The following is a 12,849-nucleotide window of genomic DNA, read 5'->3' as shown; positions in this document are numbered from 1 at the left end:
ATATGGGTTTGTTTGGTTTATTTAGTCAAAAAGATACAACTAACGAGATTAAAGAATATTTAGATAAAGACGCAATTATTTTAGATGTTAGAACTCAAATGGAGTGGGATGAAGGGCATAGTGAACCTGCTAAACACATAGTTTTAAATTTAATTCCGCTTAAAATCGATGAGATAAAATCTTGGAATAAACCTATAATTGCAGTTTGTAAAAGTGGTGGAAGAAGTGGGCAAGCTACTCAGTTTTTAAAACAAAATGGGGTAGATGTAATTAATGGTGGTCCTTGGCAAAATGTAGATCAGTATTTAGATTAGTGCTATGAATATAAGAATAGCCTTATATTTTTTACTTTTATTTTCATTAACTACTTTTGGTCAAGAAAAATTTTCTTACGGAGTTCAAACAGGTTTAAACTATTCTTCTTTAAGGTTTAGTAATGAAAATATTTCTGAACATAATTCAGAATTCGGATATACTTTAGGAATATCTACCCATTATAAAATTAAAAACAATTTATTTTTTGATGCTGAATTAAATTATGATAGAAAAATTGTTAGTGTAGATGTTCCAAGAACAGTTATAAATAATATGGTTATCGTTGCAAACGATTTTACAAATTATGACATCTATGAATTTATATCTATTCCACTTTCAGTCAGATATAATTTTAGCAAGAACTCAAAGTATTATTTAAGAGGAGGTATTTTTTTAAATTATTTTTTTAGAGCTAGAGAAAGAATAAATCAAGATAAACCATCTGATGATTTATCTAGATATTTTGAGAATTTTGATTTTGGTTTAATTTTAGGTTTAGGAAGAATTTTCAAATTAGATAGTAATAACGAAATATTTATTGAATTAAGAAATAGTTTAGGATTAATTGACATTGATAAGTTATCTGATCCAGAAACTACTAAAACAAATTCTTTAAATTTATTTATTGGTTATAGATTTAAACTGTAATTTAAATTAAATTTCTTTTCTGAGCTTTCATAACAGCTTCCATTTTACTGTGCACTTGAAGTTTCTTATAGATATTTTCAATGTGCTTTCTTACAGTCGATGGAGATATAATTAGGTTTTCTGAAATTGCATTGTAATTTAAGCCTTTACTTAATTGTACTAATATTTCTGTTTCTCTTTTGGTTAATTTAATTTCTTCTAAATCTTCTTTTTTATCTAAATTAAAATTAGGTTTTCTTAATAAATTTAAAGTTTTTAATGCAATACTAGGTGTCATTGGTGCTCCACCTTCTGTAACTTCTATAATGCTCTTATATAATTTTTCTGCATCAATTTCTTTTAATAAATAACCATTGGCACCAGCTTGTATAGATTTAAAAACACACTCATCATCATCTACAACAGTTAACATGATTACTTTAATGTGTGGATATCTGTTTTTTACCAATTCAGTTGCTTTTATACCATCCATTACTGGCATTTGAATGTCCATTAAAATTACATCTATATGATGATTTTCTTCAAGTTTACCTATTAATTCTGCTCCATTATTTGCATGAAATTTAATAGAAACATCATCAAAAAAAGAAATCTTTTCTTCTATAGCTTTATATAAGAAATAATTATCTTCAGCAATAGCAATTCTTAGACTCATAGTTTAGGTAGTATTTTATAAAATTAAATGATTTAATATATACATCTTATTCGTCATTCACTGTATTTTCAAGTTGAACTTCAAGTTGAATAGTAGTTCCTTTTTTTTCTTCTGATATTATTTTTATGGTACCACCAATTTCACTCATTCTTTTTTCCATATTAGACAAACCATTTCCTAGTTCAACAGAATTAATAGCAAAACCTTTACCAAAATCTGTAACAGTAGCAACGAAGTTGTTTTTTTTATTCTTAAGTGTTATTTCGATGGTGTTAGATTCAGAATACTTTATGGCATTATTTATTGCTTCTTGTAACGTTCTAAAAATGTTCATTCCAATAAGAGAAGAAAAGCTTTTGTTTTTATCAATATCATAATTTACGTCTATCTTAACTTCTGGAACTGCAATTTTAGCTTTCTCTATATATGATAATATTCTGCTATGTAAATCTTCAATAGAAATTTCACTTTTATTCATTGCCCAGATCGTATCTCTTAGTTGATGAATTGTATCACCTGTAAAAGAACTAATAGTTGCTAATTTGCTTTTTAATTTTTCGTTTGCATCCTTAGAAATAAATTTTAGATTGTCTATAGAAGAGATTATAAAAGTTAGTTGAGAACCGATATTATCGTGTAAATCTCTAGAAATTCTAAGGCGCTGTTCTTGTAGTCTATTTTGAGTTTTAATCTTTGCCAAAGCATCTTTTAAATCTATTTCTTTTTCTAGTTGTTCTCTTTTTAGTTGATTTCGTTTGTAAATTGAAAAGAAAATTATTGCTAAAATTAATAATGCTGCTGTTATTAATGTAGCGTATAAATTTCTATTTTTTAATTTCAGCTCTTGTGCAAGCAGTTGTTCTCTTTGCGCTAAAATTTCTTTTTCTTTTTTCTCTGTTTCGTATTTTGTTTCTAATTCAGAAAGTTGTTTTGTAATTTTATTATTGAGATTTAAATCTTGATATTCTAAATATAAATTTTTATAAATAGTTACACTATCTGGTTGTTTTAAATAAGCCTTTACTTCTATAAATTCTCTAAAAATATTTTGAGTTAATTCATCAGATTTCATTTTAGTTGATAATTGAAGGCTTTGATGAAGAAGTCTATTTGCAGTTGTATAGTTTTTTGTTTTTAAATTTAAATCTCCTAAATTTAAAAGAGTACTTGCAATACCATAATTATCTTTTATTTGTTTTCTAATATTTAGTGCTTTGGTAAAATATTCTTTAGCTTTCGAGAAATCATCTTCTTCTTTGTATATGTTTCCAAGATTATTATAAGCCGTAGAAAGTTCTCTAGCTAAACCTAATTTTTCACCGATTTTAATACCTTTTTTATAATACACTTTTGCACTATCATTTTTGGCTAAAAAAATATTAATGTTCCCTATGCCAATAAAAGATTGTGCCATTCCAAACTCATCTTTTAATTTTTTTCTTATGGCTAATGCTTCTCTATGTTTTTCAATGGCTTTATCATACTGTTTCGTGTCTCTATATAAATTTGCAATATTATTTAAGGTAACAGCAACATTCTTTTTTAAATTTAAAATCTCATATATTTTTAAAGATTCTAATGTGTAATAAATAGCTGAGTCTAATTTGAAAAGTTGGTTATGAGAAATACCCATTTTATTGTAAAGACTAGCAATACCTAATGTGTCGTTATTTTTTATTCTAATGGGTAAAGCCTTTCTGTAATAGACTAAAGAAGAATCAAATTGAGCGATTCTATAATGAACGATACCAATATCGTTATAAGCCTGTGCAATTCCACTTGAATAATTATTCTTTTTAGATATTGATAAAGCCAAATTACAGTATTTAAAAGCAGAGTCAGGTGCAAATCCAGAAAAGTACCAACCAATATCACCCAAATACTTAACTCTTAAAGAGTCGTTTAAATCTGTTTGTTTTAATTTTTCTTTTAGTGTATTTATTTGTTGTTGTTGACTAAATACAAAACCGTTTAAAAAAAAGAAAAAAAGAAAAAAAGAAAGTTTAATTAAAGATTTCATGTAAGCTAAAATTTAGAATAAATATATCAATTTTAATTTTTAATAGTTTTTTATTTATATCATTTCTAGTATTTAAAATACTTTCAGACTTAGTTTCTAAAAACAGTTTTCTTTTTTTTTCTGCTTCTAAATTTAAAAACAAAACACTCAGTTTTTCAGATTCTTTTAGTTTAAACTTTTTAAAATCATAATAACACCAAATCCCTATAACAAAGAGAATTGGTGTTAAAATAAATAAATAAAATTGGAGGATATCTATTGTCATTTGTTATTATTTCTTAAACTGACCATAAAAGGTATTGTTTAATGTAAGTAAATTTACTTCGTTTAGATCTCCTGTTTGATTCGTAGAAACTGCATAGGCTAAGTTATCTCTACAATCATCTTTAAAAACAACTTCACTAGCTGATGTTTGAATCGGATTTTTAAGCGTAATACAAGCTTCACCTTCAATTTCTACTGATAATTCATTATTTGCTATTGTAAAAGAAGCTTTAGTACCATCTGTTACAGGTGATGCAGTATTGAACGAAGAAAAGGTGGTTTCATGAGTTCCATTTAAAGAAGTTGCAACTGTACCTGCAGTTTCATTTGCAGCAATAGTGTAAGAACAAGTTTCACAACCTAAAGTATTAGAATCATTTGAACTACAAGACACAATAAAAAGTGATATGCTTATTATAAAGATTACTTTTTTTAAATTTTTCATAATTATTGTTTTTAGGTTAATAACTCAAATGTCTCATATTTAAGGCTAAAAAAAAATACGACATCTGTCGTATTTTTCCTTTTTCTTCTTCAATATTTTTTTAATTTTTTGGAGCAGAAAATTTACCTTCTGTAACCATTTTTGAAGAGTTATTATCATTAGAATTTAATCCAGTAAACGAAAAAGTACCAGAAATTGTGGTTGATGTGTCTTCTGTAATTTCTATTGTTCCATTTCCAATATCAAAAGTAGAAATCCATGCAGCTATAGGATTTACAGTACCATATTGAATTGAATTAACATTTGTTAATGCGTCTCCAGTTTTATATGTACCTACACCAGTATAATTCATAATGTTTACTCTAATATATTCTCCACCTGCATTAGAACCTTGTATAGCTGCAACACTATTTGTAACAGTGGCTCCAACAGTTGCTTTTAATGAAGCAAAATCAGTACCATCAACTTTTGCAGTAAAAGTTCCTTCACCTGTTAAACCTAGATCTTCATCAGTAGCATCAGAACAGGAAACTAAAACAGCTACAAATGCAAAAAATAAGATTGTTTTCAAATTTTTCATAATAGTTTATTTAAATTTTTTATTGTTACAAAATTGATGCAAAATATTTTATTTTGAAATACGGCATTTGACGTATTTTACGTTGTTTTATAAAATTGATTAACTATAATTCTAGCTTCATTAATTTTATCTTTCGGAATTAAAATTCGGTATTCATCATTTGTAGGTCCTTTTCTAGTGATCCATTGAACATTGATTTCAAGAAGTTGCATATTGTTTTTTGCAGTTATAATCTTTAAACTTTTAATTCTTTTTTTAGAAGATGCGACTTCGATTTTATGTTGATTTATTTGCATATGATCTTCATAAATTCTTACAAAAGGTTTTTTTACATTTTGTTTTAAATGCTTGTAACTAAATTTCATCCTTAAGTAAGGAATTAGAATCGAAAAAGGAATAGCGAATGTTAATGCAGTTAGAAAAGAAGTATTTCTAAATATCATTAAACCAATTGTAGAAAGAACAAGAATTCCAATACCAAAATAGATGTTGTCTTCTTTTTTATTTGCTTTTTCTATAGCTACAAACTCGTTCCATTCTTTTTCTGTATAATGCCATTCAACCAAAGCATCAAATTCAACTTTTGGAAACATTATTTGAATGGAATTACTTTTAAAGTCTCGAAAGTATTATTACAAACATGAAAATCTACTGGTTTTTTATTAAAAACTGAATCTGATATTTGTTTGGCAAACATTTTAAAAATGGTCTGATAACTTTCGCTATTTGCAGCTTCTACTGTGGTAACCATTCTGAATTGATAGTTACCAGTTTCTTCATTTTTAGATAATTGAACAGATTTTTCATTTTCACCTGCAAAACCAGAACTTACTAAAAATTCTCCTAATTTTTCAGCTTCTAACTTTTCTATATCTGCTGTATAATAAACTTCAGTTTTGTTGTATTGCAATTTTTCACCATAACCAGAACATGCAAAAATTAATACAGTACAGAATAAAATAAATAGTATTTTTAAACTTTTCATAAATTAATAGATTTGAAACATAAGTAGTTGTTTTTACTAATGTTTAAGGTTTATATTTTGTATGCGTAAATAGTATTTTTGTTTGCTTGATAGTATAAGATTCTTTCTATATCATCAACCTTATAAGTAGGCTTTTTATCTTTTAATAAAATCTCTTTTAATTTTTTTCCAGAATCTTTATCAAGCTTTATTAAACCAACACCAGAATTTAATTTTGTTAGAATAAATTTATCATTTTTAGTTTGAGCAGAAGCTTTAAATCGTTTAGACATAGCTCCAAAAGATGCACCTGCAATTTGAGCAAACCCTTTAGCATAGGTGTCCATTTGTTTACCATAAGAATTATAATTCCCTATTGAATTTCTATTTGCTCCAGCTCTATATGCAGCACTTGCAGAAACAGCCATAGAAGTTACAGCTATTGCTCCTGAAAGTACCTTCATAAAACCACTTTTTGATGGAGATTTAAAATACTCATGGTAAATTTGCTTTCCATTTTTATCCAATAACATCATATTTTGACTTGATGATAATAAGATATTATCACCTCTCATTTCTATAGAAGTAGGCATTTCTTTTTCTTCAAATTTTGGTTTCGAGATAATTTCATAATTCCCTGAACTACCATCAATAGAATATAAACCATCTGAACAACTTAATAAGAAACGTTTGCTTTGAGCATCGAAAGTAGAAGCAACAGATTTAGATTGTTTGTATTTTAATTTTTTGCCAAATATAGATTCGCCTGTATTTTCATCAACAATATCTGCATCTTTTTCTGTAATGTATAGTATACCTTTTTCTGTTTTTGCAAGTGTACTAATATTTGGACCTGTTTTTAATGGTTTTCTCCATAAAGGAGTTCCATCAAACTTTATTTTGTTAATACCTCCTGAAGCTACACCAAAAATAATTCCATCATCTTGTGTATAGAAATGACTGACTAAGCCTTTTGTTTTTGGAGCTTTCTTCCATAAATCTTCACCAGAGTTTGCATCTAAAAAGTAAATTTTTGAAACTCTATTTTTTCCTACAACTTCATCAGTTAAAATTGCAATTCCTTGACGCAAATAGTCAGCTTGTCTAACTTGTCCTTTTAATTTATTACCATCTTTCCATACAAGTTTTCCATTCGAATTTATTTTATAAATTGTAGTGTTCTTTCCATTATTGTTAGACTGAAAAGCATAAACAGCATCTTTTTCTGCTGTAATAGAAGTTACATTTTTTACATCTGCTGTCCATATTGTATTTCCAGAATTTAAATCAATAGCGTCAATTCCTTTTTTTCTTGGTATTAATAGTCTACCATCAATAATATCTGAAACTCCAGTTACATTGTTATTTCCTTTTTGAGGTATCGTATATTCTTCTTTTCCGTTTGTTAAGTCAAAAACAGCAATTGAATAAGCAGCCCCAATTTTACCTTTAGTTTTTCTTATACCACTAACAACTAGTTTGTTTTCTGGTAGAATAATATCTCTACTTGTCATAAAAGAAAATCCTTCTTCTTTTGAGTCAAATAAAGTTTCCCCTGAAATAATATCAATTACAAATGTTACTCCATTCATACCATTTGCAATAAACATTGCATAAGGTGTGTTTGGCTGAAGTTTAAAGTTTTCTTGTTTAATATTTTTTCTTTTGTCAAATATAAAAGAAGGAGAACTTTCGTTTGGTTTTATACCATAAATTCCTTTTGCTGTTGATACAATTAATGTTCCTGCATCAGACATTTTCATCCATTTAATTGCACCAACTTCGTATTTGTTATCAGGTGCTTCTGCTTTTTGTGCATTTAATACAATTGTAGTAAAAAGCAAAAAAGTAAATAAAATAGATTTTTGTAAGTTTTTAAGTTTCATGATTTTTGAAGTTTACAATTACACTCCAAAATTCCTTAAAATGAAGGGTTTAGGAAATACGACAAATGACGTATATTTTAAAAAAAGTTATTCAGTAAATATAGTTAACTGCTTTTTAATGTTCTCTTTACTTGCTTTTTCATTTGCTAATTTTTCTGATAAAAATTCTAATATTTCAGAGTTTTCTCTAATTGATTCAAGTACTAAATCAACCAACAATCTAAAGAGAATTAAAAGTATTGCAGCTATGATTCCAACTTGTGCGAAAACAATAAAAAAGAATGATAAAATTACAACAAACTGCTGGATAAAAATACGTACATATGGTTTAAACATAATTTCTTGAGCAGTAAATTTCAGATATTTCTTATTTTGTATAAAATCAGAAACAAATTTTCCTAAATGCGTAAAAATAATAGCTGGTAAAGCATATTTAATTCCTTCTAAATTTAAAATAGTAGTATAGTTTTCTAATAAATGAAATGGTTCTTTTATATAAACAGTTTTCTCCATGCTAAACATTGAAAAACCAAAAATAGATTGTATAGCTATAAAAAAGCCATAATGAAAAAGAAAGAAAAATATAAGTGTATAACCTTTAGATTTACCAAAATGTATGCTCCAAAACATTTTTAAAGCATTAAAAATTCCGATAATTATTGTTTCTAAAAAATAAGCAAATAATATGGTTATAGGATTAGCTTTACCAATGTAAAGAAGAAATAAAAGATATATTGAACTTAACCAAATAAATGCATTCTGAGGAGTTGGGTAAAATATATCTTTAAGCATAGTAGATTGTTTAAAAATGTAAAATACTAACAAAATCGATAAATATAAAATACGCCAAATGCCTTATTTTAAAAACTCATAAATGAGTATTCACGCATAATTTTTAGTTTTTTTTGTTCTAAATTTTCTAAAAATTGTAAATGCTTTTCTGAATTTGGGTTAAAAGGTTTGTGTAACATTCCTTTTTGTATCACATCAATCTCTTTCATTGTTGCGTTTACTGATGCATCAAACCAAGTATATATAAACTTTTCCCAAATATATTTTATGGCAGTTTTATTTGGATGAATCATATCCTCAGCATAAAATCGATAATCTCTTAATTCATCCATCATAATTTCATAAGAAGGAAAATAAAAGCTGTTTTTTCTTCTATTTATTACTTGATGTATAGCAGAAATAAGATGACTTTTACTTTGTAGATTTTCTATAAAACCGTCTTTTAAATGCCTTACAGGAGAAACTGTAAATAGTATACTTGTGTTATTATTTATTGATTTTATTAATGAAATAATAGCCTCTAAACTTTCTGAAACTGTATCAACAGATAAAATTTCTTTTAAGAATTTTTTTTGAGGAATTTTATGACAATTGGCTACAATTTGATCGCTTTCAATATATCTATACACCCAAGAAGTACCAAGTGTTATAATGATATGACTAGCTTCTTCTAAATTATTTTTAGTATTTTTAATAGATGAGTTAATATAATCTAAAAAGGCTGTTTTGTTGTTATTACTCAAACTAGAATGAGCATCAAAAGAATGGTATTGCTCATTATGAAAAACTATATCATTTTCTGTATACTTTTTTTCGTTGATAGCATTTGTAATAAGATTTTCAATCGCTATTGGATGAAACAAAATACCAAAAGGATTTTGTGTTGATTGAAACTTAAAATAATCTAATTGATTACCAATATTTTCTGAAAAACAAGAGCCTAATAAAACAATTTTAGAGTTGTAATCTATTAAGTTTCTAGTTTCTTTTAATAACGGAATTTGGGTTTGAAGCTTCATGATAACAATTATCATGTAAAATTAAACAAATTTAATACTTCAGCAATTTTTTAGTTTTTGAAATTCCTCTGGTTTGGTAATGCACAAAATAACTTCCTTTAGGTAGATTAGAAATATCTATTTTTAGTTGATGTTCAGTAGAAGCAAAGTTAGTATTTGCAATATTTTTTACAACTGCACCTAAACTATTATACAACGTTATTTTTGTGTTTTCATTTTTACCAAAAAATCTAATATTTATATAATCTGATGTTGGGTTAGGAAATAAACTAATTTCAGTTGTATTTAATAGTGCATCATCTGTAGATAATGCTGCAGAACACCCATTTTTAAAAATGGAAATCTTTTCAAAATCCTTAAATAATACTGTATTTGATTCCTGTTTTGTAGCTCCTAACCAATCAGTTAAAATTGTACTATAAACACTTCTAAAATCAAATTGCATTGCTACACCTTCATTATCATCAACTTGAGTATCTATTTCTGGGGTATCACCTAATATTTGATTTTTAGCACAACCTCCAAAAATAAATAATGGAGCTGCTGTTCCATGATCTGTACCTAAAGCACCATTAGAACGTATTCTTCTTCCAAATTCAGAATAGGTCATTCCAATAACTTTATCTTCTATATTCAACAATTTTAAATCATCTTGAAAAGCAGCCATTGCATCAGACAATTCTTGCAATAATTCAGCATGTTTTCCAGTTTTTGTATCGCCTTCAACTACTTGATTGTCATGATTGTCAAATCCTCCTATTTGAACCACGTAAATTTTAGTCTGTAAACCTCCAGCAATTAATTTGGCAACATTTTTTAATTTTTCTGATAAATCTGAGCCTGTATATTTTGTAGATAAATTATTACCAGCACTAGAAGCATTAGAAATTACTTCTGCATATGCATTGGTTTGGCTAATGGTATCATTTACAAAATTCAACATCTCTCCATAACAATTTCCAGGTACAGAAGTAGTGTTAGATACTAAAGCTGTTCCAGGATTATCTGTATCTTCTACTGCCATAGAAAAATTAGTATTTACACCTTGGCAAGTTTCAGACACCACTCTTCCAATTGTTAATGCAAAAGGATGAGGATTGTTGTCATTTGGATAGTTTTCTGGAAAAGAGGAATGGTTAATATCAAAAAAACGACCAATCCAACCAGATGAAATAAACTGGTCTGCTTCTGAAGCACTATTCCAAATATCTGTAGACCTAAAGTGAGATCTATTCTGATTTGGATATCCTACATTTTGTATTACAGAAAGTTTTTCTTGTTCCCAAATCTCTTTTATTCCACTCATTGCTGGATGAAAACAAGTAGCACTATTAATATTCAGTAGCTCATTTTCTGGAATAATGATATTAGTACGTACATTTTGTAAATTATCATATTGATTTAAATCAAAAATGGTATTTAAACCATCATTACCACCTTGTAATTGTATAAGTACTAAAACATTATCATTCTCATTAGAAAAGCTATATCCTTTAGGTTTTTGTTGAGAAAAAATAGGAAAACCACTTAGTAAAATTGGCAAAGAAGCAGAAGCAATTGAGCTTAGTTTTATAAAATCTCTTCTATTTAATGTTTTTCCTTTCTTCATAAATTACATGATTTGAAATTCTGACATTTGCACCATAACTGCTATAACATCTCTTAATTTTTTATCTACTGAAAAGGCTAAAGCTGTATTTGTTGGGTCTGCTAAATAATCACTATACTCCACTGTCCATTCAAAATCTGGTAAACCAGGAATTAAAATTTCTTTTAATGCACTTACTTGTTCTGCAGTAATTGCATAATTAAACATTTCTTCTGCAAGCGAATTTATAAGAATGTTTGGGTCAGTTGCATTTGGTATTTCTGAAGCTATTTTTAAAACAGGAACTAAAGGTGGTACTGTGTATTTTCTACTATCAATAACTAAATCTCCACCTGTTACTAAAATTCTACAAAAGTCTAATCTTTTTGGTAGTAAGTAGCTATTTATCCAACTTTTATAAAATAAAGGTTCTTGGTAATATGCTTTCCAACCTGCAACATCTGGGTGATGAAATATGGATTGATTTAAATCTGTTGCAGCTAAATATAAAACTAAAGCATAATCATATTCTTCTTTAGTAGTGCTATTAGGTAAATCTACTAAAAGTGATTTTGTAACAGAAAACATTAAATCAATAGGACTTTTAATCATACAAAACGTATTTTCAAAGAAATGATCTGAAGCAAATAATTTTTTTAAAGCTGGCACAATTTCATAGTCATTATTTCTAATAATTGTTGCTAAAGGCTCAATAATATAAGTTTCTATATCATAAGTAATTTCTGAATTTACAAACCAAATATAAAGTTGCCTCATAATAAATCTAGAGCATTCATCTTGCTCAAAAATTTTATCTATTAAATCTTTATATTCATCTTCTCCATTTTCTGATATAATTGCATTGTTAAATCTATGAGATAAAGTTTTATCGCCTTTTGTATGATTAAAATTAGAAAAGAAAGGTGTTAATGCATCTACGTTATTTAGTCCTCTTACTTTCCAACCAGTAAGCACTTTTGCCATTTGTACAACATCATCTTCTGTGTAATTAGTGTAATCTCCAATGCCAACAGCAGCTCCTTTACCAATAGTAAATAACTCTAAAAGTTCTCTTGAATAATTTTCGTTTGGAGCAGAATCTTTATTTTGAGCACCACTTAAATACAAAAGCATATTTGGGTCTATGGTAATTTGTTTTACCAGTTCTTTAAAATTACCTAAAGCATTTTGCCTTATTGTATTTATGTAATAGTATTCTCTATGAGGATTTGTATTAACAGAAACAAAGTGATTATGCCAAAACAAAGTTAATTTCTCTCGAATATGTATTCCAGAGTTTTGCATTTCTAAAAAAGACCAAGCATAGAGAGATCTATTTCTTGCTCTTATTGCCTTATTTACTTCTTGATTTGTTGGTAAATTTGGAATAGGAGGTGCATTAACCCAAGTTTCACCATAATTAACGTCTGGATCATTTACTTCGGTTCTTGAAGTGCCATCTAACTCGTATTTTAGAGGAGGATTTGGTAAAGGTTTTATTTCAAATAGCTTATCTATTGTGCCTTGTAAACCTAAAGAAACACTTTCTTTTACTAAATCTGGAGTAATACCAAAAGAGCAACGTTTTAATAAATGCCTAGCATTTTTTGCATTCCATTCTCCAGTAAAAGTATCTAAGTAGGGCATAGGCTAAAGGTAATGATTTCCTAAAT

General features: G+C 27.4%; 14 protein-coding genes. 2 read left to right on the top strand and 12 right to left on the bottom strand.

Features of this window, described 5'->3' with window-relative positions; genetic code table 11:
* Window positions 1–2: 2 nt before the first annotated feature.
* Window positions 3–314, top strand: coding sequence for a rhodanese-like domain-containing protein (locus ACFOWD_RS00655; protein ID WP_298988901.1), 312 nt, complete (start codon window positions 3–5; stop codon window positions 312–314).
* A 4-nt stretch (window positions 315–318) separates the two neighbouring features.
* On the top strand, window positions 319–963 hold the full coding sequence (locus tag ACFOWD_RS00650; RefSeq protein ID WP_377407271.1) for a porin family protein: 645 nt from the start codon (window positions 319–321) through the stop codon (window positions 961–963).
* Window position 964: 1 nt separating this feature from the next.
* Here the strand turns inward: ACFOWD_RS00650 and ACFOWD_RS00645 are convergent, their stop codons facing one another.
* From ACFOWD_RS00645 to ACFOWD_RS00590, 12 genes are all read right to left on the bottom strand, one after another.
* Window positions 965–1,618, bottom strand: coding sequence for a response regulator transcription factor (locus ACFOWD_RS00645; protein ID WP_298988897.1), 654 nt, complete (start codon window positions 1,616–1,618; stop codon window positions 965–967).
* Window positions 1,619–1,664: 46 nt separating this feature from the next.
* Complete coding sequence (locus ACFOWD_RS00640; RefSeq protein ID WP_377407269.1) at window positions 1,665–3,638, bottom strand: tetratricopeptide repeat-containing sensor histidine kinase; 1,974 nt, start codon at window positions 3,636–3,638, stop codon at window positions 1,665–1,667.
* Window positions 3,622–3,903 (bottom strand): hypothetical protein, encoded by a 282-nt coding sequence (locus ACFOWD_RS00635; RefSeq protein WP_377407268.1) that lies wholly within the window; start codon window positions 3,901–3,903, stop codon window positions 3,622–3,624. The genes ACFOWD_RS00640 and ACFOWD_RS00635 overlap by 17 nt, the downstream gene beginning before the upstream one ends.
* Before the next feature lie 6 nt (window positions 3,904–3,909).
* Window positions 3,910–4,347: a hypothetical protein gene (locus ACFOWD_RS00630; RefSeq protein WP_377407266.1), complete on the bottom strand. Its 438-nt coding sequence runs from the start codon at window positions 4,345–4,347 to the stop codon at window positions 3,910–3,912.
* A 100-nt stretch (window positions 4,348–4,447) separates the two neighbouring features.
* Entirely contained in the window at window positions 4,448–4,927 is a 480-nt protein-coding gene (locus tag ACFOWD_RS00625) for a DUF6252 family protein (RefSeq protein WP_377407264.1), read from the bottom strand.
* Between the two features lie 77 nt (window positions 4,928–5,004).
* Window positions 5,005–5,520 carry a hypothetical protein gene (locus tag ACFOWD_RS00620; RefSeq protein WP_377407262.1) on the bottom strand — a complete coding sequence of 172 codons (516 nt, stop codon included), beginning with the start codon at window positions 5,518–5,520 and terminating at the stop codon, window positions 5,005–5,007.
* The gene (locus ACFOWD_RS00615; RefSeq protein WP_377407261.1) at window positions 5,520–5,912 is read right to left on the bottom strand and encodes a hypothetical protein; all 393 of its coding nucleotides are present in this window, start codon (window positions 5,910–5,912) and stop codon (window positions 5,520–5,522) included. The genes ACFOWD_RS00620 and ACFOWD_RS00615 overlap by 1 nt, the downstream gene beginning before the upstream one ends.
* Before the next feature lie 50 nt (window positions 5,913–5,962).
* Complete coding sequence (locus tag ACFOWD_RS00610; RefSeq protein ID WP_377407259.1) at window positions 5,963–7,777, bottom strand: outer membrane protein assembly factor BamB family protein; 1,815 nt, start codon at window positions 7,775–7,777, stop codon at window positions 5,963–5,965.
* Window positions 7,778–7,864: 87 nt separating this feature from the next.
* Window positions 7,865–8,569 (bottom strand): DUF6498-containing protein, encoded by a 705-nt coding sequence (locus ACFOWD_RS00605; RefSeq protein WP_377407257.1) that lies wholly within the window; start codon window positions 8,567–8,569, stop codon window positions 7,865–7,867.
* A 68-nt stretch (window positions 8,570–8,637) separates the two neighbouring features.
* Complete coding sequence (locus ACFOWD_RS00600; RefSeq protein WP_377407255.1) at window positions 8,638–9,588, bottom strand: GSCFA domain-containing protein; 951 nt, start codon at window positions 9,586–9,588, stop codon at window positions 8,638–8,640.
* 31 nt (window positions 9,589–9,619) lie between these two features.
* A complete protein-coding gene (locus ACFOWD_RS00595; RefSeq protein WP_377407253.1) occupies window positions 9,620–11,197 on the bottom strand; it encodes a DUF1501 domain-containing protein in 1,578 nt (525 codons plus the stop codon).
* 3 nt (window positions 11,198–11,200) lie between these two features.
* A complete protein-coding gene (locus tag ACFOWD_RS00590; protein WP_377407251.1) occupies window positions 11,201–12,823 on the bottom strand; it encodes a DUF1800 domain-containing protein in 1,623 nt (540 codons plus the stop codon).
* Window positions 12,824–12,849 lie beyond the last annotated feature (26 nt).

This window comes from Polaribacter marinivivus (genome assembly GCF_042651285.1).
Classification (GTDB): Bacteria; Bacteroidota; Bacteroidia; order Flavobacteriales; family Flavobacteriaceae; genus Polaribacter; species Polaribacter marinivivus.
This window is presented reverse-complemented; position numbering and strand designations above follow the sequence as displayed.